Source organism: Blastococcus sp. CT_GayMR20, assembly GCF_004570345.1.
This window is the reverse complement of the sequence record NZ_SPQM01000015.1, coordinates 39,345-62,087: the sequence shown is the minus strand read 5'-3', so window position 1 is coordinate 62,087 and position 22,743 is coordinate 39,345. Positions and strand designations below refer to the sequence as shown.

The 22,743-nt window shown below is 73.9% G+C and carries 25 protein-coding genes; 5 read left to right on the top strand and 20 right to left on the bottom strand.

Annotated features, from left to right (window positions below):
- From guaA to guaB, 3 genes are all read right to left on the bottom strand, one after another.
- On the bottom strand, positions 1–1,054 hold a 1,054-nt coding region (guaA, locus tag E4P40_RS06355), incomplete at its 3' end, for a glutamine-hydrolyzing GMP synthase (protein WP_135158040.1).
- Positions 1,054–2,190 (bottom strand): GuaB3 family IMP dehydrogenase-related protein, encoded by a 1,137-nt coding sequence (locus E4P40_RS06350; protein ID WP_135158039.1) that lies wholly within the window; start codon positions 2,188–2,190, stop codon positions 1,054–1,056. The genes guaA and E4P40_RS06350, both read right to left, overlap by 1 nt.
- Before the next feature lie 5 nt (positions 2,191–2,195).
- Complete coding sequence (gene guaB / locus E4P40_RS06345; RefSeq protein ID WP_135158038.1) at positions 2,196–3,710, bottom strand: IMP dehydrogenase; 1,515 nt, start codon at positions 3,708–3,710, stop codon at positions 2,196–2,198.
- Between the two features lie 123 nt (positions 3,711–3,833).
- Between guaB and E4P40_RS06340 the strand changes: the two genes are divergently transcribed.
- A complete protein-coding gene (locus tag E4P40_RS06340; RefSeq protein WP_135158037.1) occupies positions 3,834–4,220 on the top strand; it encodes a DUF5319 family protein in 387 nt (128 codons plus the stop codon).
- Positions 4,221–4,300: 80 nt separating this feature from the next.
- On the opposite strand, the gene E4P40_RS06335 is transcribed toward E4P40_RS06340, so the two are convergent.
- Complete coding sequence (locus tag E4P40_RS06335; protein WP_167762128.1) at positions 4,301–5,008, bottom strand: response regulator transcription factor; 708 nt, start codon at positions 5,006–5,008, stop codon at positions 4,301–4,303.
- A 370-nt stretch (positions 5,009–5,378) separates the two neighbouring features.
- Between E4P40_RS06335 and E4P40_RS06330 the strand changes: the two genes are divergently transcribed.
- A complete protein-coding gene (locus tag E4P40_RS06330) occupies positions 5,379–5,678 on the top strand; it encodes a WhiB family transcriptional regulator (RefSeq protein ID WP_089337042.1) in 300 nt (99 codons plus the stop codon).
- A 163-nt stretch (positions 5,679–5,841) separates the two neighbouring features.
- Here E4P40_RS06330 and groL read toward each other — a convergent pair whose 3' ends face one another.
- Together groL and groES are read right to left on the bottom strand one after the other, a co-directional pair.
- Entirely contained in the window at positions 5,842–7,488 is a 1,647-nt protein-coding gene (gene groL, locus E4P40_RS06325; RefSeq protein WP_135158035.1) for a chaperonin GroEL, read from the bottom strand.
- Between the two features lie 108 nt (positions 7,489–7,596).
- Positions 7,597–7,905 carry a co-chaperone GroES gene (groES, locus tag E4P40_RS06320; RefSeq protein ID WP_135158034.1) on the bottom strand — a complete coding sequence of 103 codons (309 nt, stop codon included), beginning with the start codon at positions 7,903–7,905 and terminating at the stop codon, positions 7,597–7,599.
- A 169-nt stretch (positions 7,906–8,074) separates the two neighbouring features.
- Here groES and E4P40_RS06315 point away from each other — a divergent pair, with 169 nt between their 5' ends.
- The gene (locus E4P40_RS06315) at positions 8,075–9,313 is read left to right on the top strand and encodes a class I SAM-dependent methyltransferase (RefSeq protein WP_245160166.1); all 1,239 of its coding nucleotides are present in this window, start codon (positions 8,075–8,077) and stop codon (positions 9,311–9,313) included.
- Between the two features lie 54 nt (positions 9,314–9,367).
- Positions 9,368–9,763 (top strand): DUF1761 domain-containing protein, encoded by a 396-nt coding sequence (locus E4P40_RS06310; protein WP_135158033.1) that lies wholly within the window; start codon positions 9,368–9,370, stop codon positions 9,761–9,763.
- Between the two features lies 1 nt (position 9,764).
- Here the strand turns inward: E4P40_RS06310 and tsaD are convergent, their stop codons facing one another.
- The 6 genes from tsaD to E4P40_RS06280 are packed head-to-tail and all read right to left on the bottom strand — an operon-like array spanning position 9,765 to position 13,577.
- A complete protein-coding gene (gene tsaD / locus E4P40_RS06305; protein ID WP_135158032.1) occupies positions 9,765–10,814 on the bottom strand; it encodes a tRNA (adenosine(37)-N6)-threonylcarbamoyltransferase complex transferase subunit TsaD in 1,050 nt (349 codons plus the stop codon).
- Complete coding sequence (locus tag E4P40_RS06300) at positions 10,807–11,328, bottom strand: GNAT family N-acetyltransferase (protein WP_135158031.1); 522 nt, start codon at positions 11,326–11,328, stop codon at positions 10,807–10,809. Before E4P40_RS06300 ends, tsaD begins: the two co-directional genes overlap by 8 nt.
- A complete protein-coding gene (gene tsaB / locus E4P40_RS06295; protein WP_135158030.1) occupies positions 11,325–11,963 on the bottom strand; it encodes a tRNA (adenosine(37)-N6)-threonylcarbamoyltransferase complex dimerization subunit type 1 TsaB in 639 nt (212 codons plus the stop codon). The genes E4P40_RS06300 and tsaB overlap by 4 nt, the downstream gene beginning before the upstream one ends.
- Positions 11,964–11,974: 11 nt before the next feature.
- Positions 11,975–12,508 carry a GNAT family protein gene (locus E4P40_RS06290; RefSeq protein ID WP_135158029.1) on the bottom strand — a complete coding sequence of 178 codons (534 nt, stop codon included), beginning with the start codon at positions 12,506–12,508 and terminating at the stop codon, positions 11,975–11,977.
- Positions 12,505–12,954, bottom strand: coding sequence for a tRNA (adenosine(37)-N6)-threonylcarbamoyltransferase complex ATPase subunit type 1 TsaE (gene tsaE, locus E4P40_RS06285; RefSeq protein ID WP_135158028.1), 450 nt, complete (start codon positions 12,952–12,954; stop codon positions 12,505–12,507). Before tsaE ends, E4P40_RS06290 begins: the two co-directional genes overlap by 4 nt.
- Complete coding sequence (locus E4P40_RS06280; RefSeq protein WP_135158027.1) at positions 12,951–13,577, bottom strand: uracil-DNA glycosylase; 627 nt, start codon at positions 13,575–13,577, stop codon at positions 12,951–12,953. The genes tsaE and E4P40_RS06280 overlap by 4 nt, the downstream gene beginning before the upstream one ends.
- 104 nt (positions 13,578–13,681) lie before the next feature.
- Here E4P40_RS06280 and E4P40_RS06275 point away from each other — a divergent pair, with 104 nt between their 5' ends.
- On the top strand, positions 13,682–14,329 hold the full coding sequence (locus E4P40_RS06275; protein ID WP_135158026.1) for a TIGR04222 domain-containing membrane protein: 648 nt from the start codon (positions 13,682–13,684) through the stop codon (positions 14,327–14,329).
- Between the two features lie 6 nt (positions 14,330–14,335).
- On the opposite strand, the gene E4P40_RS06270 is transcribed toward E4P40_RS06275, so the two are convergent.
- From E4P40_RS06270 to rplM, 8 genes are all read right to left on the bottom strand, one after another.
- Positions 14,336–15,514, bottom strand: coding sequence for an alpha/beta hydrolase (locus tag E4P40_RS06270; RefSeq protein ID WP_135158025.1), 1,179 nt, complete (start codon positions 15,512–15,514; stop codon positions 14,336–14,338).
- On the bottom strand, positions 15,514–16,587 hold the full coding sequence (locus E4P40_RS06265) for an alanine racemase (protein WP_135158024.1): 1,074 nt from the start codon (positions 16,585–16,587) through the stop codon (positions 15,514–15,516). Before E4P40_RS06265 ends, E4P40_RS06270 begins: the two co-directional genes overlap by 1 nt.
- Positions 16,584–18,050 carry an NAD(P)H-hydrate dehydratase gene (locus E4P40_RS06260; RefSeq protein ID WP_209305207.1) on the bottom strand — a complete coding sequence of 489 codons (1,467 nt, stop codon included), beginning with the start codon at positions 18,048–18,050 and terminating at the stop codon, positions 16,584–16,586. Before E4P40_RS06260 ends, E4P40_RS06265 begins: the two co-directional genes overlap by 4 nt.
- Positions 18,047–18,436 carry a holo-ACP synthase gene (locus E4P40_RS06255; RefSeq protein WP_135158023.1) on the bottom strand — a complete coding sequence of 130 codons (390 nt, stop codon included), beginning with the start codon at positions 18,434–18,436 and terminating at the stop codon, positions 18,047–18,049. Before E4P40_RS06255 ends, E4P40_RS06260 begins: the two co-directional genes overlap by 4 nt.
- 120 nt (positions 18,437–18,556) lie before the next feature.
- Positions 18,557–20,419, bottom strand: coding sequence for a glutamine--fructose-6-phosphate transaminase (isomerizing) (gene glmS, locus E4P40_RS06250; RefSeq protein WP_135158022.1), 1,863 nt, complete (start codon positions 20,417–20,419; stop codon positions 18,557–18,559).
- Between the two features lie 27 nt (positions 20,420–20,446).
- Complete coding sequence (gene glmM, locus E4P40_RS06245) at positions 20,447–21,790, bottom strand: phosphoglucosamine mutase (RefSeq protein WP_135158021.1); 1,344 nt, start codon at positions 21,788–21,790, stop codon at positions 20,447–20,449.
- Positions 21,791–21,801: 11 nt separating this feature from the next.
- Positions 21,802–22,215 (bottom strand): 30S ribosomal protein S9, encoded by a 414-nt coding sequence (rpsI, locus tag E4P40_RS06240; protein WP_135158020.1) that lies wholly within the window; start codon positions 22,213–22,215, stop codon positions 21,802–21,804.
- Positions 22,212–22,655: a 50S ribosomal protein L13 gene (rplM, locus tag E4P40_RS06235; RefSeq protein WP_135158019.1), complete on the bottom strand. Its 444-nt coding sequence runs from the start codon at positions 22,653–22,655 to the stop codon at positions 22,212–22,214. Before rplM ends, rpsI begins: the two co-directional genes overlap by 4 nt.
- Positions 22,656–22,743: the final 88 nt, after the last annotated feature.

The following is a 22,743-nucleotide window of genomic DNA, read 5'->3' as shown; positions in this document are numbered from 1 at the left end:
GGCTCTTGATGTTCGCCGTCCCGGTGCCGCCGCCGGACTCGACGACGTCCGGGTAGAGCGTGCCCTGCACGAGGAAGTCGACGGTGTCGCCGTGCTCCTTGGCGTCGCCGACGACGTCGAGCGCGGCCTGTTCGAAGACCCGGATGAACTCGCGGCCGATGATCTTCCGCTTCTCCTCGGGGTCGGAGACCCCCGCCAGCGCGCCGAGGAACTGCTCGCGGGCGTCGACGACCCGCAGGTCCACCCCGGTGACGGCGACGAAGTCGCGCTCGATCTGCTCGGTCTCGCCCTGGCGCATGAGGCCGTGGTCGACGTAGACGCAGGTGAGCCGGTCACCGATCGCCCGCTGCACCAGCGCCGCGGCGACGGCGGAGTCGACCCCGCCGGACAGCGCGCACAGCGCCCGCCCGTCGCCGACCTGCGCGCGGATCCGCTCGACCTGCTCCTCGACGACGTTGGCCATCGTCCAGGTCGGCTCGAGCCCGGCGATGTCGAACAGGAAGTGCTCCAGGACCGTCTGCCCGTGCGCGGTGTGCCGGACCTCGGGGTGGAACTGGACGCCGGCGAGCTTGCGGTCGACGTCCTCGAACGCGGCGACCGGCGCACCGGTCGACGTCGCGGTGACGGTGAACCCGGGCGGCGCCTCGCTGACGGCGTCCCCGTGGCTCATCCAGACGTTCTGCTCGTTCGGGAGCGAGCCGAACAGCCGGCCGGCGGTCGTGAGCGTCAGGGGGGTGCCGCCGTACTCGCGGTCGCCGGTGTGGGCGACCGTGCCCCCGAGGCTCTGCGCCATCGCCTGGAACCCGTAGCAGATGCCGAAGGCCGGGACGCCGGCCTCGAAGAGCGTCGGGTCGACCTGCGGGGCGCCGGGGGCGTAGACGCTCGACGGCCCGCCGGACAGCACGATCGCGGCCGGCTTGCGGGCCACGATCTCCTCGGCCGGGACGTCGCTCGGAACGATCTCCGAGTAGACCCCCGCCTCCCGGATGCGCCGGGCGATCAGCTGCGCGTACTGGGCCCCGAAGTCGACGACGAGGACGGTCGGGAAGTCCATCAGTCGCCCCGACCGCCGATCACCAGATCCACCCGCTGGAACTCCTTGAGGTCGCGGTAGCCGGTCTTGGCCATCGTCCGGGCCAGGGCACCGAACAGGTTCGTGCGCCCGTCGGCGGTCTCGGCGGGACCGAGCAGGACCTGCTCCAGGGAACCGACCGGCGGCACCGGGGCCGACGTCCCGCCGCGCGGCAGCCGCGGGTGGGCAGCCACCGAGTCCCACCAGATGCCGCCACCGGGCACCTCGGACGCGATCCGCAGGGGCTCACCGAGCTGGACGGCGTCCGCCCCGCAGGCCAGTGCCCGGGCGATGGCGCCGCTGGTCTCGATCCGGCCGTTGGCGATGACGTGGACGTACCGGCCGCCGGTCTCGTCGAGGTAGTCACGGCGGGCGGCCGCGGCGTCGGCGATGGCACTGGCCAGCGGCACGCGGATGCCCATGACCGCGTCGCCGGTGGAGAAGCTGTCGGCGCCCACACCGACGATGACGCCGGCCGCGCCGGTGCGCATCAGGTGCAGCGCCGTCGTGTAGTTGGCCGCCCCGCCGACGATGACCGGGACGTCGAGGTCGGCGATGAACTGCTTGAGGTTGAGGGCGTCGCCCTGGGTCGTGACGTGCTCGGCGGAGACGATCGTGCCCTGGATGACCAGGAGGTCGACGCCCGCCGACAGCGCCGTGGGCGCGAGCTGCTCGGTGTGCTGCGGCGAGACACGCACCGCCGTCGTGACGCCGGCCGCCTGCATCTCCTTGATGCGCGCGGTGATCAGCTCGGGCTTCACGGGCTCGCAGTAGACCTGTTGCAGCAGGGACACCGGCGGGGCGTCGGCGCCCGCGGCGTCCCGCAGCTTGCGGTAGACCGGTTCGGGGTCCTCGTACCGGGTCCAGAGGCCTTCGGCATTGAGGACGCCGAGCCCGCCGGCGTTGCCCACCGAGACCGCCGTCGCCGGGCTCACCACGGCGTCCGACGGGCTGGTGATGAGCGGGATGTCGAAGCGGAACGCGTCGATCTGCCAGGCGGTCGAGACGTCGTCGACGTCCCGCGTGCGCCGGGACGGCACGATCGACACCTCGTCCAGGTCGTACCCCCGCCGGGCGAAGCGGTTGAGGCCGATCTCAGCCGTGTCTCGTGCACTCACGTGGTTCACCGGCCGCGGTAGTTCGGGGCTTCGACGGTCATCTGGATGTCATGGGGGTGGCTCTCCACCAGCCCGGCCGACGTGATGCGGGTCAGCTGTCCGCGCTCCTTCAGGTCGGCGACGGTGGCCGCACCGGCGTAGCCCATGGAGGCCCGCAGACCGCCGACGAGCTGGTGCGCGACGCCGGACAGCGCGCCCCGGTAGGGCACCTGGCCCTCGATGCCTTCGGGCACGAGCTTGTCGTCGGAGAGGACGTCGTCGGCGAAGTACCGGTCGCGGCTGAACGACTGGTTGCCGCGCTTCTGCATCGCCCCCAGCGAGCCCATGCCGCGGTAGGTCTTGTACTGCTTGCCGTTCATGAAGACGAGCTCGCCCGGGGCCTCCTCGACCCCGGCGAACAGGCCGCCGATCATGACCGTGTCGGCGCCGGCCACCAGCGCCTTGGCGATGTCGCCGGAGTACTGCAGGCCGCCGTCGGCGATGACCGGCACGCCGGCCGGGCCGGCCGCGAGCCACGCCTCGTAGATGGCGCTGACCTGGGGGACGCCGACCCCGGCCACGACGCGCGTCGTGCAGATGGAACCGGGCCCGACGCCGACCTTCACCGCGTCCACCCCGGCGTCGATGAGTGCCTGCGCGCCGGCGCGCGTGGCGATGTTGCCCCCCACGACCTCGACGCCGTCCTCCCCACCGAAGTCCTTCTTCACGCGGGCGACCATGTCGAGCACCGCGCGCTGGTGACCGTGTGCGGTGTCGACGACGAGCACGTCCACACCGGCGTCCACGAGCAGTCCGGCGCGCTTGTAGGCGTCCTCGCCGACACCGAGCGCGGCACCGACGACGAGCCGGCCGTCGGCGTCCTTGGTGGCGTCGGGGAACTGGTCGCGCTTGACGAAGTCCTTCACGGTGATCAGGCCGCGGAGGCGCCCGGCGGGGTCGACCAGCGGCAGCTTCTCGATCTTGTGCTTCTTCAGCAGCTCGAGGGCGTGGTCGGGGTCGACGCCGACCGGAGCGGTCACCAGGGGCATCGGCGTCATGACGTCGCGCACGAGCCGGTTCTGGTCGGTCTCGAACCGCATGTCGCGGTTGGTCACCATGCCCACCAGGACGCCGTCGCCGTCGACGACGGGGGCGCCGGAGATGCGGTAGCGGGCCGACAGCGCGTCGACCTCGGCGAGGGTGTTGTCCGGGGAGCAGGTGACCGGGTTGGTGACCATGCCGGCCTCGGAGCGCTTGACGAGGTCGGCGTGACCGGCCTGCTCCTCCGCGGAGAGGTTGCGGTGCAGGATGCCGACCCCGCCGACGCGGGCCATGGCGATGGCCATGCGGGCCTCGGTCACCGTGTCCATGGCGCTGGACACGAGCGGCACGGCCAGCCGGATCCGCCGGGTGAGCCGGGTGCCGGTGTCGACCTCCGTGGGCACGATGTCGGAGGCCCCGGGGATCAGCAGGACGTCGTCGTAGGTGAGGCCGAGCGGGGCGAACTTCGCCGGCAGCTCGGGGACGGAGTCGGGCTGCATGTGCGCGGCCACCCTTCGGGAGATCGGTCGGCACCCCTCGCCGGGCACGGGACGACCGACCCGATCGTAGGCGGCGGCGCTCGAGGCGCGGTGTGATGCCTGTCGGGCCGTTACCGTGGAGGCGTGACTCCGTTCGACGACGCCTCCGGACCCGACTTCGGGACGGGCGATGCCGCGGGCCCTCCCCCGCTGACGATGGAGGAGCGCGCCGGCGTCCTCGACGACCTGGCCGAGCTCGAGGTGTTCCGCACGCTGCTGGAGCCGACGGGCATCAAGGGGATCGTCGTCGACTGCCCGGACTGCGACGAGGAGCACCACGTCGACTGGGCGCTGATGCAGGCCAACCTCCGGCAGCTGCTCGACGAGGGCCAGACCGGCCGGCACGAGCCGCCGTTCGACCCCGACCCCGAGGAGTACGTCAGCTGGGACTACGCCAGCGGGTATGCCGACGCCGTCGCGGCGATGGCCGAGCGCGACGAGCCGACGGGGCGCCACGCCCGCGAGGACTGAGCCCCGAGCACCCGCATTACGCAGAAGGGCGGTCATCCCGGCTGGGATGACCGCCCTTCTGCGCACCTCGGTGCTCTACATCAGTTCATGATCCCGCGGCGGAAGCCGAGGGCGACGGCCTCGGCGCGGTCCTTGGCGCCGAGCTTGCGGAACAGCCGGCGCGCGTGGGTCTTGATGGTGTCCTCGGAGAGGTAGAGCTCGCGGCCGATCTGGGCGTTGCTCTTGCCCTGGCTCATGCCGGTCAGCACCTGCATCTCGCGCATCGAGAGGGCCACCTGAGGAGCCACCTCGCGCACGGTCGACCGGACCGTCGTCGGCGCCGAGCCGGCCAGCGGGGCGGCACCGCTCCACGCCGGGACGCCGTTGGGCGCACCGACCTGCTGCGGGATGCGGCCGCCGTCGGCGCGCAGCCCCACGCGGGAGAGGCCGAGGCCCATCTCGATGGGGCTGGCGTCCCAGCGGAGGTAGCCGCGGGCACCGAAGGCGACGGCGGCGCGGACGCTCTCCGCGTCGTCCGGGGCACCGAGCACGAGCACCGGCAGACCCGGGTAGGCGCGCAGCGCCTGGGTCGCGGCGCTCAGTCCCGTGTCGACCGCACGCTGGGTCCCGACGATGAGGACGTCGGGCGAACGCGTGGCCAGCCGGGACATCAGCGACGCGGCGTCACCGACCACCTCGACGCGGCCGACGAAGGGCAGGGCGACCAGCCTGGAGGCGACGTCGTCCCGGACCCGTCGGCGCTCGTCGTACACCCAGACGGTGGTGGCACCGTTGCCGGGCCCGCGCATCCTGTCGTCGATCAAGGGCCTGCTCCTCGCTCCCCCCGGCGCGCACAGCCGCCGAGTCCGAACCGGGCGGGGAACACCCCGCCGGTAGCGCTCGGGCGGGGGCTCCCCGGCCGGGGAACCCCCACCTCTGCGCTGGTCGAAGCCCTCCTCCGGGTTTCTCCCCCTCCCGGAAACGACACGACCTCGTTCCACCATGAGAGACACGATCGGGCGACAACACCCCTCCTCACCCCCGGGGGTGAGGAGCGCGATTTCGCAACTCGGAGCAAAAAGTTGCCCTGACGACGTGTTTGACCGTGCAAGGGCAAGGGCACCGGCCCCTTTGCAGCCGGACAGCCCCCCTCCGGCTCACCCGAGCCCTGGAGGAGACATGGCCGACATTCGCAGGCTCCCGACGCCGGTCGCCGAGGTCTGGGACTGGCAGCTCCACGGTGCATGCCGTGGCGAGAACACGTCCCTCTTCTTCCACCCGGACGGCGAGCGGGGCCCGGCCCGTGCTCGGCGGCAGACCGCGGCCAAGGCCGTGTGCGCCCGCTGCCCCGTCCTCGACGCCTGCCTCAAGCACGCGCTGTCGGTCCGCGAGCCCTACGGGGTCTGGGGCGGCATGAGCGAGGAGGAGCGGGCCCGGCTGATCGCCGCGGAGCCCGCCGCCGTCGCCGCAGGGGTGTAGCGCTCCCCCCAACACACGCCGAAAGAGGGCGGGTCCGGATTTCTCCGGACCCGCCCTCTTTCGGCGTTCGTGCGTCCTGGCTCAGGACCTGGGGTCCCGGCTCACCGTCGACAGTGAGCCAGGACCCCTGACGATCAGGTCACCTGATCGTCAGGGGCGGCGCTCAGTGGCTGTGGCCGTGCCCGCCGTGCGAGTGGCCGTGCGTGTGGTGCCCGTTGCCGTGGTCGTGCTCCTCCTCGGCGGGCTTCTCCACGACCGCGGAGTCCGTGGTGAGGACCATCGCGGCGATGGAGGCGGCGTTGCCCAGCGCGGCCTTGGTGACCTTGACCGGGTCGATGACGCCCTGCGCCGCGAGGTCGCCGAACTCACCGGTCTGGGCGTTGAAGCCCTGCCCGTCACCCAGGTCGCGCACCTTGCTGACGACGACGCGACCCTCGAAGCCGGCGTTCTCCGCGATCCGCGCGAGCGGGGCGTCGAGCGCCGAGCGGACGGCCCGGGCGCCGGTGAGCTCGTCACCGGAGAGGTCGAGCGCGTCGATCGCCGAGGCGGTGTGCACCAGCGCGGAGCCGCCGCCGGGGATCACGCCCTCCTCCACCGCGGCGCGGGTGGCCGAGATGGCGTCCTCGATGCGGTGCTTGCGCTCCTTGAGCTCGACCTCGGTGGCCGCGCCGACGCGGATGACGCCGATGCCGCCGGCCAGCTTGGCCAGCCGCTCCTGCAGCTTCTCGCGGTCCCAGTCGGAGTCGGTCGCCTCGATCTCACGCTTGATCTGCGCGACGCGGTCGCCGATGGCCTCGGAGGTGCCGCCGCCGTCGACGATGGTGGTCGTCTCCTTGTCGACGGTGACCCGCCGGGCGGTGCCGAGCACCTCGAGGCCGACGGTGCTGAGGGACAGGCCGACGTCCTCGCTGACGACCTGGCCGCCGGTGACGACGGCGAGGTCGGCCATGAACGCCTTGCGGCGGTCGCCGAAGTACGGCGACTTCACCGCGACGACCTTGATGGTCTTGCGGATGGAGTTGACGACGAGGGTGGACAGCGCCTCGCCCTCGACGTCCTCCGCCACGATCAGCAGCGGACGGCCGCCGGTCGACAGCACCTTCTCCAGCAGCGGCAGGAGGTCGGCCAGGGCGCCGACCTTGCCGCTGACGAGGAGCACGAGGGCGTCGTCGAGGACGGCCTCCATCGCCTCAGGGTCGGTGACGAAGTACGGCGAGAGGAAGCCCTTGTCGAACTGGACGCCCTCGGTGACGTCGAGCTCGGTGGACATGGTGTTGCTCTCCTCGACGGTGATGACACCGTCCTTGCCCACGCGCTCGAAGGCCTCGCCGATCAGGTCGCCGACCTCGGTGTCCTGCGCGGAGATGGTCGCGACCTCGGCGATCGCGGACCGCTCGCTGACGGGGGTGGCGGCCTTGTCGAGGGCCTCCTGCACGGCCTCGACCGCGGCGCGCATGCCGCGGCCCAGCGCCATCGGGTTGGCCCCCGCGGCGACGTTGCGCATGCCCTCGTGCACCAGCGCCTGGGCCAGCACGGTGGCGGTCGTGGTGCCGTCCCCGGCGACGTCGTTGGTCTTGGTGGCGACGTTCTTGGCCAGCTGGGCGCCGAGGTTCTCGTACGGGTCGTCGAGGTCGATCTCCCGGGCGATGGTCACGCCGTCGTTGGTGATGGTCGGGGCGCCGAACTTCTTGTCGATGACGACGTTGCGCCCGCGCGGGCCGAGCGTCACCTTGACCGCGTCGGCCAGCTTGTCGACGCCGCGCTCGAGGGAGCGCCGGGCGTCCTCGTTGAACTTGATGATCTTGGCCATGCCGGACCTCTCGATCAGTGGTGCGGGGAAAAGACGACCGCCCCGGGACCCGAGATCGGGTCGCCCGGGGCGGTCGGAGGGTGCGGTGGTGCTAGCGCGACGCGGTGGTCACTTCTCCACGACGGCGAGCAGGTCGCGGGCGGAGAGGACGAGGTACTCCTCGCCGCCGTACTTGACCTCGGTGCCGCCGTACTTGGAGTAGATGACGACGTCGCCGACGTTCACGTCGAGCGGAACGCGGTTGCCGTTGTCGTCGATGCGCCCGGGGCCCACGGCGATGACCGTGCCCTCCTGCGGCTTCTCCTTGGCGGTGTCCGGGATGACCAGACCGGAGGCGGTGGTGGTCTCGGCCTCGTTGGCCTGGACCACGACCCGGTCCTCCAGCGGCTTGATGTTGACCTTGGTAGCGGTCGTCACGTCGGTGACGCCCCCTTCGGTGTCGGACGGCTGGTGGATGATTCTGATGCTGTGGCACGGGCCCGGGCACCCGCCGTCGCGGGGGTCGGGCGCCAACCCGTGTCGATTGGCACTCTACCCATGAGAGTGCCAGCCGCTCAACCGGGTCCCCCGCAGGACGCATCCGGGCGTGGACGAGGCTGTTCCCGTGCCCGGGGACGTGCTCGCCCAGCTCAGCTGGCTCGGGGGCCCGGAGGGGACGGCGGCTGTGCGGCACGCCGGCCGGCTGATGGCCGAGGGCGTGGACCTGCTGCCCGGTCTCGACCGGCTGCGCGCGGAGGTGGGTCCCGACCACGCGGGGCCGGCGTGGGAGCTGGCCCGGCTGCGCGCGCGTGCCCGACCGGTCTTCGGTGCCGACGCCGACGTCCTGTTCTTCACCGCCGAGACCCTCGAGCAGGCGGGCCGCCCCGAGCTGGCCGCCCGCCGGGCCGCGCGGCTGCTGAGGGGCGGCGTCTCGTCGGTCGCCGACCTCGGCTGCGCCTCGGGCACGGACACCGTCGCACTGGCCCGGGCCGGTGCCGTCGTCCTCGCCGTCGACCGGGATCCGGTCGCCCGGGCGCTGACGGCGGCGAACGTCGAGGCGCTCGGCCTCGCCGACCGCGTGCAGGTGGCCGCTGCGGACGCCGTCGAGCTCGTGGCCGCCGCGGAGGACGGCGCGGTGGCGGGCTGCGGGGCCGCCGTCCTGGACCCGGCGCGGCGGGCGGGCGGCCGCCGGCAGCTGGACCCGGACGCGTGGTCCCCGCCTTGGACGACTGTGACGGCGCTGCTGGAACGCGTGCCGACGTCGGTGGTGAAGGTGGCCCCCGGTCTGGACCACGACCGCGTGCCCGCCGGCATCGAGGCGGAGTGGGTGTCGGTGGGCGGCTCGATCGTTGAGGCGATCCTGTGGGGTGCCGGCGTCTCGGAGACGTGGCGACGCGCCACCCTCGTCCGCGACGGCACCGCCCTCGAGCTCACCGCGGACGACGATCCCGGCCTCGCCCCGGTCGGCCCGGTGCGCGGCTGGCTGCACGAGCCGGATCCGGCGGTCATCCGCTCGGGCCTGATCGCGACCGTCGCCGCCGATTTCGACGCCACGCTGATCGACCCGACGATCGCCTACCTCTCCTCCGACGAGCGCGCGGACTCCCCATGGGTCAGCTCCTACCGCGTCGCCGAGGTGCTGCCGTTCAACCTCAAGAAGCTGAAGGCGCTGCTCCGGGCCAGGGGCGTCGGGCGCGTCGTGGTCAAGAGGCGGGGTTCACCCATCGAACCGGAAGCGCTCGCCAGACAGCTGAGAGGCCCCGGGAGCGGGTCCGCCGTCGTCGTGGTCACCCGGGTGGCCGGAGCCCCCACCGTCCTCGTCTGCGACGCGCTCAGCGACCGATGAATCGGCCGGCCGGCGGCGGTCAGGACTGCGACGAAGCGGGCTGAGGAGGAGCGCATGGGCACGGACGTGGATCTCGGCAGGGTCGGGCTGGCATCGGCCGCGTCGGTGGCCGCCAGCGCCGCGTGGTACGCCGCGTGGGGGAACCGGCTCGCCCGGCTGGACGAGGCCTACGCGGGTGACGCCGCGCCGCCCGCCTGGGTGCTGCCAGTGGAACTGGCCCGCAGCGGCGCCGTCGCCGCCGCGGTCGCCGTCCTCGCACGCCGCAGCGGGACCGAGGGACCCGGCGACGCGGTCCGGCTGGGCGCAGGCCTGTGGGGCGCCTTCCCGGTCGTCCTGCTGACGGGCTCGGTGGTCCACGAGCAGGTGCCCTGGCAGCAGGCCGCCATCCACGCCGGCGACTGGCTGGTCAAGCTGCTGCTGGTCTCGCTCGTGGTGGGCCGGCGGCGCTGAATCAGCGGCTGACCGTCTCGATCGGCAGCGAGCTGTCGGCGCCCAGGTCGGGGGCCGAGGGCGCCACGCCGGCGGCGACGAGCCGCGAGCCGAGGGCGGCGACCATCGCCCCGTTGTCGGTGCACAGCTTCGGGCTGGGCACGCGCAGGACGATCCCGGCCGCCGAACAGCGCTCCTCGGCCAGCGCACGCAGCCGGGAGTTGGCCGCGACCCCGCCGCCGAGCACCAGGTGGTCGACGCCGTGGTCGCGGCAGGCCCGCACGGCCTTGGCGGTCAGGACGTCGGCCACCGCCTCCTGGAACGAGGCCGCCACGTCGGCGACCGGCACCGGCTCCCCCGCCCGCTCCCGGGCCTCGATCCAGCGGGCGACCGCCGTCTTCAGGCCGGAGAACGAGAAGTCGTAGGGCGCGTCCCGCGGGCCGGTGAGCCCGCGTGGGAAGGAAATGGCGGCCGGGTCGCCCTCGCGGGCGGCGCGGTCGATCGGCGGACCGCCCGGGAACGGCAGACCCAGCACGCGTGCCACCTTGTCGAAGGCCTCGCCCGCGGCGTCGTCGACCGTGCGCCCGAGCGACTCGACCTCGCGCGCCAGGTCGGGGACGAGCAGCAGCGAGCTGTGCCCGCCGGACACCAGGAGCGCGATCGACGGCTCGGCCAGCGGCCCGTGCTGCAGTTCGTCGACGGCCACGTGCGCAGCCAGGTGGTTGACCCCGTACAGCGGCTTGCCGAGCGCGAGGGCGTACGCCTTGGCCGCGGCAACCCCCACCAGCAGCGCCCCGGTCAACCCCGGTCCGGATGTCACGGCGACCGCGTCGACGTCGTCGATCGTCGCTCCGGCGTCGGCGAGGGCGCGGTGCACGGTCGGGACCATGGCCTCGAGGTGCGCCCGGGAGGCGATCTCGGGGACGACGCCGCCGAACCGCTCGTGCTCCGCCATGGACGTCGCCAGGGCGTCGGCGAGCAGCGTGTGCCCGCGGACGAGCCCGACGCCGGTCTCGTCGCAGGAGGTCTCGAACCCGAGCACCAGGGCCTCCTCTCCCGCCCGGTCAGCCACGTCCGCCTCCCGTCCGGCTCAGGGCCCGCACCCGCTTGCGCTTCATGACGACGGCGTCGGCGCCGCTGGGCTGGTAGTAGCCACGGCGCCGGCCGATCTCGACGAACCCGCGCCGGAGGTAGAGCTGCTGCGCGGCGTCGTTGTCCGCCCGCACTTCGAGCAGCACCACCGGGCTGCGCCTGTCCGCCTCGGCGAGCAGGTCGTCGAGCAGCAGCGATCCGATGCCCTCCCCCTGCAGGGCCTTGGTGACGCCGAGGGTGGCGATGTGCGCCTCGTCGTCGTAGGCGATGAGGCCGCCATAGCCGACGAGCACGGGCGCGCCGGGTTCGGGCCCCTCGTCGTCGTCGTCGCCCTCGAGGTGGAACTCGGCGACGACGTAGTGCCGGGTGTCGGCCCGGGAGAGCTCGTCTCGGTACATCGCCTCGGTCCAGGTGTCGGGGGCGAAGAGCTCCTCCTCCAGCACCATGACGGCGGGCAGGTCCTCGGCCGTCATCGGGCGCAGCCGCACGGTCATGCCGGGGTCACCGCCTTGATGGCGGTCGGCGGGGTGGCGTCCGGACGGCGGAGGTAGAGCGGCAGAAGGGCGCCGGCGGACGACGGGTCGGCCAGTTGCGACGACGCCGCCCGCAGCAGCCCCGCCGTCGTGACGTCGGCCGGGGTGACCGGTGCCCCGAGGCGGTCGCCGAAGGCCGGGTCGCCGACGAACGGCCCGGGCAGCGCCGACTCCTCCGGGCGGACGACGGCCGGCCCATCGGTGCGGGTGCCGTCGGCGCCGTACGCGGCCCAGTAGATCTCCTTGCGCCGGGCGTCCGTGACCACGGTGCGGGCCCCGGACCCGACCGCGTCCAGCGAGCAGACCCCGACGACGGGCAGCCCCCGCGCATCGGCGAGGGCGGCAGCGGTGACGACGCCTACCCGCAGGCCGGTGAACGGACCCGGGCCCAGCCCGGTCACGACCGCCTCCAGATCGCCCATCCGCAACCCGGCATCGGCGAGGGCGTTCCGGATCGCCGGGGTCAGCAGCTCGGCGTGCCGGTTGCCCGAGGGGACCGAGCGCTCGGCGAGGACCTCGATGCCCTGCCCGTCGGACCAGCGCCCCACCCCGGCGACGAGCGTCGGCGTCGCGGTGTCGAGAGCGAGGACGAGCACGACGGATCAGCCTAGGCGCGTGCCACCGGGGAGGCACCGACGGGCCGTTCGTAGACGATCTCGTGGCCGTCCTCCTCGTCCTCCTGCTGCCCCACCTCCACGAAGCCGTGCGCGAGGACGAGGTCGCGGGACACGACGTTCCCAGGGCTCACCGAGGCGCGCACCGTCGTCACGGCCGGTTCGACCGCGGCCCGGTCCAGCAGCGCCCGCAGCGCGGCCCGGGCATAGCCCTGCCGCTGGAAGGACGGGTCGGTCGCGTAGCCCACCTCGACCATGCCGGCGTCGTCCGGCGGGCCGTGGAAACCGGCCCGTCCGACCGCGAGCCGGCGGTCGGGATCCCACACGACCCGGGTCACCCATGTCGACGCGGCCGGGTCGGCCGCCACCTGGGCAGCGCGCATCCGCCACAGGCCCCGGCACTCAGCACCCACCAGCCACGGGCTCAGCGGCACGGGCGCGGTGCGGGCGGCCGACACCGCATCGGCGGTCGCCAGGGCCCGCAGGGTCGCCGGGTCCAGCTCGACCAGCTCGACACGGGGCGTCATCCGGCTATCCGCTCCGCCCACCCGGGACCGTGCGGGACCAGCCGGGCGGTCCGGACGTCGTCGTCCCCGCGGTCCAGGCGCACCTCCAGGTGCTCGTCGGCCAGGTGCTCCACGAGACCCTGTCCCCACTCGACGACGGTCACCGACTCCCCCGTGGAGGCGTCGAGGTCGAGGTCGTCGACGTCGGCCATGCCCCCCAGCCGGTAGGCGTCGACGTGCACCAGCGGCACCCGCCCGTCGCGGTGCACCCGCGCGATGACGAAGGTCGGGGAGGTCACCGGCTCGCGGACGCCGAGGCCGGCCCCGATCCCCTGGGTGAGCGCCGTCTTCCCCGCCCCCAGCGGCCCGACCAGGACGACGAGGTCGCCGGGCCGCAGCACGCCGGCCAGCTCGCGGCCCAGCGCGTGGGTGTCCTCCGGCGTCGGGAGCACGTGGTCGGGCCTCATGCGAGCACCCCGGCGACGGCCGTGAGGTCGGCCAGCAGTCCCGCGCGGGGCGCGCCGTTGGGGCCGAACCGGATGGCGGCCGACGGGTGGTAGGTCGCCCAGACCGCCCGCCCGTCGAGCTGGTGCGGCCGTCCGCGCACCTGGGTGAGGACGGTGCGCGGGCCGAGGAACCACTTGGCGGCGGAGAGCCCGAGGGCCACGACGACGGGGGGATCGAGCAGCTGGAGCTGGCGGCGCAGCCACCCGCTGCAGCGGGCCACCTCCGTGGCCTTCGGCGTCCGGTTGCCCGGCGGCCGGCACTTCACGACGTTGAGGACGGCGGCCTGTGCGCGGTCGAGCCCGGCCTCGGCGAGGAGCTGGTCGAGCAGCGCGCCGGAACGCCCGACGAAGGGCCGGCCGGTCTCGTCCTCCTGCGCGCCCGGTGCCTCGCCCACGAGTGCGAACCGGGGTGGGCCCACCGGGACGTCGCCCACCACGACGTGCTGCCGGGTCGCGGCCAGCTCGGGGCACGCGACGCAGGGTCGGTTGACGGCGGCCAGGGCTGCCCAGTCGGGGGCGGCGGCCGCGATCCGGGCCACCTCGTCGGCGGGCGCGTCGAACCGGGGCGGACGGACGACGGCCACCCCCGCACCCTAACGAGACCGGTGCGGGACTTCCCCTGCCCACCCAGGAGTGGGACCGTCGACATGTCCCTGGATGCGCTCCCGAGCCAGGAGGGCGGACGGTCATGACGACCCCGGACGGCTCACAGCTGGACCTCTACGACATTGCCTTCCTCGCCGGCGGGGCAGCCCGGGTGGTCGACACCGCGCTGGTCGACCTGGTCGGGGACGGGCGCCTCCGCGTCCACTCGCCCGGCGAGCTCGCCGTGGCGGACCCGAGCCGTCGCCATCCCGTGGAGGCCGCGGTGCTCGATGCCGTCGGGACGCACGGGCACCGGTCCGTCGACACGATCCGGTGGCGGCTGAAGGACGACGACCGGCTGCAGGAGCTCGGACGGCGCCTCGTCGACGCGGGCCTCCTCCACCGCGTCCCGTGGCCCCGCGCCGCGCGCACGGGCGGACGACCCCTCATGCGGACCCGGCGCGGCAACGGCGCGCTGGCGGTCGTGGTCGCCGCCCGGGCGGCCGATCCGGCGCACGACCCGACCGGGTCCCTGCTGGTCGCGGTGTCCGGTATCGACGCGATGGCTGACCCGGCACGCCGCGCCGCGATCTTCGAGCGCCCGCAGACGACCCTCGCCCCGCCCCCCGCACGCCGGCGGTCGCGGGACATCGACCACAGCGATCCGCACCTGGCCGCCTACCGCACCGGGGGAACGGCGGCGACCGCCGGTGTGTGGGTGTTCTTCGACGGGTCCTCCGGCGCGGGCTGACAGGGGTCAGTGCCCGGGCGCCCCTGCGGGTGACTCGGCCGCCACCCGGCGCAGCAGGCCCGTGATGGCCTCGCACACCTCGGCCGGCTTCTCCAGCAGCACGAGGTGCCCGGCGTCCGGGACGACCATGAACTCGGTCAGCCCGTTCTCCACCCCGCCGAGCTGCTCGAGGATCAGCTCGCTGTGCGCCATCGGGATCATCTTGTCCTTGTCGCCGGTCATCACCAGTGTCGGGATGCGGCGCAGCGGCACCAGCGAACCGGTCTCGTCCAGGCCGGCGAGGGCCGGGTAGAACTCGGCGATCACGTCGACGGGGGTGCCGGCGATCATCGCGTCGACGTAGTTCACGAGCGCGGGGTCGACGTCGGCGGAGGCGAACGACAGCGACCGCGTGACCGCCGAGACGAGGTCGGCCATGACCCGCCGGGTGCGCTCGGCGAAGGCCGGACGGCGGCGCATCGTCCAGGCCGCGACCGGGAAGACCGCCGCCCGCACGCGCGTGAGCAGCTCCGGGAGACCGAAGTTCAGGTCCGCGAGCTGACCGCTGGACGTCGAGACGAGCGCGACCGCGCTGATGCGCGTGCCGAACAGCTCGGGCGCCAGCGACGCCAGCCCCATGATCGTCATCCCGCCCATGGAGTGGCCCGCGAGGACGACCGGCCCGCGCGGTACACGGGCTTCCAGAACGGCGGCCAGGTCCTTCGCGAGCTGCTCGATGGTGGACCGCTCCGGGGCACCGCGCCCGGATGCGCCGTGCCCGCGCTGGTCGTAGAAGACGAGCCGGGCGTCGGGCCGGTGGCCGTTGGCGGTGGCCAGGGTGGCCGCGAGGCTGCGCCGCTGGAAGGTCCACGAGGCCATCGAGAGCGTGTACCCGTGGACGAAGACGACGGTCAGCGGTGCGTCGCGCGGACCGATCTCCTCGACGGCGAGCAGGACCCCGTCGTCGGCCTGGACGAGCGCCGTGCGGTCCGGGGCCCGCGACGCGGCGCCGAGCGGGTCGTCCTCGCGCAGCTCGGCCTCGGTCATCCGTGGCAGGTCGGCAGCGGGGCCGAGCTCGGCCGCGCGCACGCGGCGGCGCGCGGCCCGGCTGACGCCGACGCCCACCGCCGTCCCGGCGGCCACCAGGCCGACCAGCCCGCCGATGATGCCGGCGGTCCGGGCGCGGGGGTGCTCGCTGCGCGCCATCAGACCGCCCCTGCCGAGCCGACGTAGCGGCGCGTGAAGCGGCCGCCGACCCGCGTGACCAGCTCGTAGTGGATGGTGTCGAGGGCGTCGGCCCACTGCTGCGCCGTGGGCTCCCCGTCGTCCCCTGGACCCCACAGGACGACCTCGTCCCCGGGCCGGACGACGGCGTCGCCCACGTCGAGCACGAACTGGTCCATGCAGACCCGTCCGGCGATGGTGCGCTGGGCGCCACCGGCGAGCACGGGGGCCCGGTTGCCGCCGGCCCGCGGCACGCCGTCCGCGTAGCCCACGGGCACGAGCGCCAGCGTGGTCTCGGACTCGGGGAAGTACGTGTGGCCGTAGGAGACGCCGACCTCGGCGGGAACGCCGCCGAGCGGGTCCAGGCCGTAGAGGGCGATGCCCGGACGGACCATGTCGTACCAGGTGTCCGGCAGCGCGACGGTGGCTGCGGAGTTGGCCAGGTGCCGTCGGGCCTCGGTCAGCCCGGCCCGGCGGGCCAGTGCCACGGCCTCCTCGAAGACGGAGACCTGCGCGGCGATCGTGGGGTGGGTCGGGGCGTCGGCGTAGGCCATGTGGCTCCACAGGCCGACCACGGCGAGGTCGCCGTCGGCCTGCGCGCGGGCGGCCGCGGCCACCACGCCGGGCCAGTCGGCCGGCGTGGCGCCCTCGCGGGACAGGCCCGTGTCGACGAACAGGTGCAGCCGGGCCGGGCGACCGGTCGCCCGCGCGGCGGCGACCACCTCCTCGAGGGCCCACTCCGCGTTGACCGACAGCTCGACGTCGGCGGCGAGCGCGGCGGCGTAGTCGGTGCCCGGGCCGTGCAGCCACGCGAGCAGCGGCGCGGTGACGCCCGCCGCCCGCAACGCGAGGGCCTCCTCGAGGACCGCGACCCCGAGGGCGTCCGCCCCGCCGGCCAGCACGGCACGGGCGGCCGGCACCAGTCCGTGCCCGTAGCCGTCGGCCTTGACCACGGCCATCAGCGGGCGCCCGACCCGTTCACGGAGCACCGCGGTGTTGGCGGCGATCGCGTCGAGGTCGACCACCACCTCGGCGCGGGGGGCAGAGTTCGTCACGCCTCCGAGTCTCCCAGTCGGCGAGCCGGAACACCGCGCACCCGGCCGACGGCGGCCGGCAGCCGTCGCACGAGGTCGCCGGCGAGGAGCGGCCCGTACTCGGCGGCGAGCTGTGCGGCCCGCCCGTGCACGTGGGCGGCGGCCGCACCCGCCTCGGCTGCCGGCAGTCCCGCGGCCAGCAGGGCGCCGGCGATCCCGGCCAGCACGTCGCCGGTCCCGGCGGTGGCCAGCCACGGCGTCCCGGTCGCGTTGATGAACGCCGTGCCGTCCAGGTCGGCGACGACGGTGGCCTCGCCCTTCAGCAGCACGGCGCAGCCGAGTCGGGCAGCCAGGTCGCGGGCGGCGGCCACCCGGTCGGTGCCCACGTCCGAGCCGAACCGCGCGAACTCGCGGTCGTGCGGCGTCAGCAGGGTCGGGGCCGTGCGCCCGCGGACCGGCGAGGGGTCGTCGGCCAGCAGGGTGAGCCCGTCGGCGTCCACGAGGACGGGCAGGTCGGTGGCCAGCACCTCGGCGAGCACGCTCCGCGCGGCGTCGTCCGTACCCGTGCCGGGACCGACGACCCAGGCCTGCACCCGTCCGGCGTCCACGGGGCGGCCGTCGGTCACGATGGCCTCCGGCCAGGCGGCCCGCACGCCGTCGGCCGCGGTGCCGGCGTACCGGACCAGCCCCGGCCGGGTGCGGAGCGCTGCGCCGGTGCAGAGGACGGCGGCACCCGGGTAGGTCGCCGATCCGGCCACGATCCCGACGACGCCCTGGGAGTACTTGTCGTCGTCCGCCCCCGGGACGGGCAGCCGGGCCGCGACGTCGGAGTCGGAGAGCTGGAACGCCGCCGGACGCGGGAGGTAGGCGTCGAGGCCGATGTCGACCAGGTGCACCTGGCCGGCGTGGCCGCGGCCCTTCCCCACGACGAGGCCGACCTTGACCGCGCCGAACGTGACCGTGTGGACGGCCGGGAAGGCGGTCTCCTGGACCGCACCGGTGTCGGCGTCGACGCCGCTCGGGACGTCGACGGCGACCGTCACGCCGGGTCCCTGGCCCGCCGCCTGGGCGAGCGCCGCGGCGTCGGGCCGGAGCCCGCCCCGTCCGCCGATGCCCAGCATCCCGTCGATCACGAGGTCGGCCCGGTCGAGGCCGGTGTCGGGCGATCCGGCGTCCACCACCCGCCCGCCGGCGCGGCGGACGGCGGCCAGTCCGGCGGTGTGCACCCGTGCCGGGTCGAGCAGGACGGCGACGACTCGCGCACCGCGCCCGGCCAGCTGTGCGCCGGCGAACAGCGCGTCGCCGCCGTTGTTGCCGGTGCCGACGAGCAGGGTGACCCGGCGGCCGTACACCCGGCCGAGGAGGCGCAGGCAGACCGTCGCGAGCCCGGTCGCCGCCCGCTGCATGAGGGCGCCCTCGGGGGTGGAGGACAGCACCGGCTCCTCGGCGGCGCGGATCTCGGCCGCGGTGAACAGGCCCCTCACAGCTCGCCCGCGCGGGGGAAGCCCTCGGCCACCACCATGGCCGACGCGATGCCACCGTCGTGGCTGAGCGAGACGTGCCAGGTGGAGACGCCGAGCTGGGCGGCACGGCCGGCCACCGTCCCGCGCACGTGCAGGTGCGGGCGGCCGTGCTCGCCGACCAGCACCTCGGCGTCGTGCCAGAGGAGGTCGCCAGGGGCACCGAGGGCCTTCGCCAGGGCCTCCTTCGCGGCGAAGCGGGCGGCCAGGGACTCACCGGTGCGCGGGTTGCCGCTGGGGGTCAGCTGCTCGGCCGCGGTGAAGAGGCGGTCGCGCAGGCCGGGGGTGCGCAGCAGCGACTCGGCGAACCGCTCGACCGGTACGACGTCGATCCCGACCCCGATGATCACGCGGTCAGTCTGCCGTGCGGCTCCGCCGTCCGCCGTCCTGGCTCAGCCTGTGGGGTCCTGGCTCACCGTCGATCGTGAGCCAGGACCACTGATGATCAGGTCACCTGATCATCAGGCGGGTCACTCGACGGTGACCGACTTCGCCAGGTTCCGCGGCTGGTCGACGTCCAGACCGCGGGTGTCGGCGATCTCGCAGGCCAGCACCTGGAGGGGCACCGTCGTGACCACGGGGGCGAGCAGGGTCGGCGTGCGGGGCACTCGGATGACGTGGTCGGCGTAGGGCAGCACCTCGTCGTCACCCTCCTCGGCGATGACGATGGTGAGCGCCCCGCGGGCCCGCACCTCCTGGATGTTGGACACGACCTTGCCGTGCACCGACTCCCGGCTGCGCGGCGACGGGACGACCACGACGACCGGCGTCCCCTGGTCGATGACCGCGATCGGTCCGTGCTTGAGCTCGCCGGCGGCGAAGCCCTCGGCGTGGATGTACGCCAGCTCCTTGAGCTTCAGCGCACCCTCCAGCGCCACGGGGAAGCCGACGTGGCGGCCGAGGAACAGGATGGTGTTGGCGTCGGCGAGGGAGCGGGCCAGCTCGCGGACCGGTTCCATGCCGGTCAGCACCTGGGCCACGGCCTCGGGGAGCCGGCGCAGGTCGGCGACGATCGCCGACACCTCGTCCTCGTACTTCATGCCGCGCACCTGGGCCAGGAAGAGGCCGACCAGGTAGCAGGCGACGACCTGGGTGAGGAAGCCCTTGGTGGAGGCGACCGCCACCTCCGGGCCGGCGTGCGTGTAGAGGACGGCGTCGGACTCGCGCGGGATCGTCGAGCCGTTGGCGTTGCAGATGGCCAGCACGCGGGCCTTCTGCTCCCTGGCGTGCCGCAGCGCCATGAGCGTGTCCATGGTCTCGCCGGACTGGCTGATGACGACGACCAGCGTGGAGCGGTCCAGCACCGGGTCGCGGTAGCGGAACTCGCTGGCGAGCTCCACCTCGACCGGGATGCGCGTCCAGTGCTCGATCGCGTACTTGGCGATCATCCCGGCGTGGAAGGCGGTGCCGCAGGCGACCACGAAGATCTTGTCGATGTCGCGGAGCTCCTGGTCGGACAGGCGGACCTCGTCCAGGACCAGCTCGCCGTGCCGGCCCAGCCGGCCGAGGAGCGTGTCGGCGATCGCCTGGGGCTGCTCGGCGATCTCCTTGAGCATGAACCAGTCGTAGCCGCCCTTCTCGGCGGCGGCGGCGTCCCAGTCGACCGTGTAGGCCGTCGGTTCCACCTCGTTGCCGGCGAAGTCGGTGACCGTCAGCCCGCGGGTGCGGTCGATCTCCACGACCTGGTCCTGACCGAGCTCGCGGGCCTCGCGGGTGTGCGCGATGAAGGCGGCGACGTCGGATCCGAGGAAGTACTCGCCGTCGCCGACCCCGACCACGAGCGGACTGCTACGGCGAGCGGCTACGAGCGTGTCGGGCTCGGACGCGGACGCCGCCACGAGGGTGAACGCGCCCTCCAGGCGACCGCAGATCACGCGCATGGCCTCGGCGAGGCGGCCGGGGCCCTCCGCCGCGTCGGCGTACGCGGCCGCGAGCAGGTGGGCGGCGACCTCGGTGTCGGTCTCGGAGCGGAACTCGACCCCGTTGCGCTCGCACTCGGCGCGCAGGGCCGCGAAGTTCTCGATGATCCCGTTGTGGATCACGGCGACGGAGCCGTCCGCAGACAGGTGCGGGTGGGCGTTGCGGTCGGTGGGGCCGCCGTGCGTGGCCCACCGCGTGTGCCCGATGCCGAGCGTGGCCGGCGGGAGCGGGGTGTCGGCCAGCACCTTCTCCAGGTTGGCCAGCTTTCCGGCCTTCTTCGCCGACGAGAGCGTGCCGTCAGCGACGACGGCGATCCCCGCGGAGTCGTAGCCCCGGTACTCGAGCCGGCGCAGGCCCTCCAGGACCACGTCCCGGGCGTCCTGAGGACCGACGTAACCCACGATGCCGCACATGCCACCGAGGGTACCGAGGGCGACCGCTCAGCCGACCGAGGCGACGATCCCTGCCAGCCGGTGGGCGACCTCGTCGGCCTGCTCCTGCGTGGGCGCCTCGACCATGACGCGCACGAGCTGCTCGGTGCCCGAGGGGCGCAGCAGCACCCGCCCGTCGTCGCCGAGCTCGGCCTCGACGGCGTTGACCGCCTCGGCCACCGCGTCGCTCTCCGCCACGGCGATCCGGTCGGTCACCGGGACGTTGATCAGGATCTGCGGGAGCTTCTGCACGACCCCGGCGAGCTCCGCCAGGGAGGCGCCGGTCGAACTCATCCGCGCCATGAGGGCGAGACCGGTCAGCAGCCCGTCGCCCGTCGTGGCGTGCTCCAGGAACACGAGGTGACCGCTCTGCTCGCCGCCCAGGCTGAGGTCGTGGGCCTTGAGGGCCTCGAGCACGTAGCGGTCGCCGACGGCCGTGGTGTGCACGGCGATGCCGGCGTCGCGCATCGTGTGGTGGAAGCCGAGATTGCTCATCACCGTCGCGACGACGGTGTCGTCCTTGAGGGCGCCGCGTTCGTGGAGGGCCATGGCGCAGACTGCGAGGATCGCATCCCCGTCGACCACGTCGCCGTCCGCGGTGACGGCCAGGCAGCGGTCGGCGTCCCCGTCGTGGGCGATACCCAGGTCGGCGCCGTGCGTCCGGACGGCGTCGATCAGCGGACCCAGGTGGGTCGAGCCGATGCCGTCGTTGATGTTCCAGCCGTCGGGCTCGCAGCCGATGGCGTGCACCGTGGCGCCGGCCCGCCGGTAGACGTCGGGGGCGGTCGCGGCGGCCGCACCGTGGGCGCAGTCGACGACGAGCGTCAACCCCTCGAGCGACCGGTCGACGGTGGAGAGGACGTGGCGGGCGTAGTCCTCGGCCGCGTCGGGCAGTGCACGGACGCGGCCGATCGCGGCGCCCGTCGGCCGGTGGTCGTCGGACGTGCCGCCGGCGACGCTGCGCTCGATCGCCGCCTCGACCGCGTCGGGCAGCTTGTGGCCGCCGCGGCTGAAGAGCTTGATGCCGTTGTCGGGCATCGGGTTGTGGCTGGCCGAGATCATCACGCCGAGGTCGGCGCCGGTGGACCCGGTGAGGTGGGCGAGCGCCGGCGTGGGCAGCACGCCGGCCAGGAGCACCTCGGCACCCGCGCTGGCCAGCCCGGCCACGACGGCTGCCTCCAGCATCTCGCCGCTGGCGCGGGGGTCACGGCCGACGACCGCGACGGGACGCGAGGTCCCGTCGCGGTCGGACAGCACACTGGCAGCGGCACGCGCCACCGCGAGGGCCAGTTCCGGCGTGAGGTCGGAGTTGGCCCGACCCCGGACGCCGTCGGTCCCGAACAGTCGACCCAACGGACGCCCGGTCAGCGCTTGGAGTACTGGGGCGCCTTGCGGGCCTTCTTCAGGCCGTACTTCTTGCGCTCCTTCACCCGGGCATCACGGGTGAGGAAGCCGGCCTTCTTGAGGGCAGGACGGTCGTCGATCTCGATCTCGATGAGCGCCCGGGCGATGGCCAGGCGCAGGGCGCCGGCCTGACCGGTGACGCCGCCACCCTTGAGCAGGCCGACCACGTCGTACTGCTCGGCCTTCTCGAGGGTCACGAACGGCTCACGGATGAGCTGCTGGTGCACCTTGTTCGGGAAGTACTCCTCGAGCGTGCGGCCGTTGAGCTTGAACTGGCCGGTGCCCGGCAGCAGCCGCACGCGGACGATGGCCTCCTTGCGGCGGCCGACGGTCTGGATGGGACGCCCGTCGGCGTCGGTCACGGCGCTGGTCACTGGGCCACCTGCTTGATCTCGAAGGTCTGGGGCTGCTGCGCAGCGTGGGGGTGCTCCGGGCCTGCGTAGACCTTGAGCTTGGAGAGCATCTGCCGGCCGAGGGTGTTGTGCGGCAGCATCCCCTTGATCGCGCGCTCGACGACGCGGTCGGGGTGCGTGCGCAGCTGGTCGCCCACGTTGATGGTCTTGAGACCACCCGGGTGCCCGGAGTGCCGGTAGGCGACCTTGTCGTCGCGCTTGGAACCGGTCAGGGCCACCTTGCCCGCGTTGACGATGACGACGAAGTCGCCGACGTCGAGGTGCGGGGCGTACTGGGGCTTGTGCTTGCCGCGCAGCAGGATCGCGGTCTGGCTGGCGAGTCGACCGAGCACCACGTCGGTGGCGTCGATGACGTGCCAGGCCCGCGCGATCTCGCCGGGCTTGGGTGAGTACGTGCGCACGGCGCTCGTGTCCTCCGTCGTCGTCGGGAAGGCTGGTTGGATCGCCCCACCGAGCACGGGAGACGTTGCAGCACGCGCGGCACCAGCC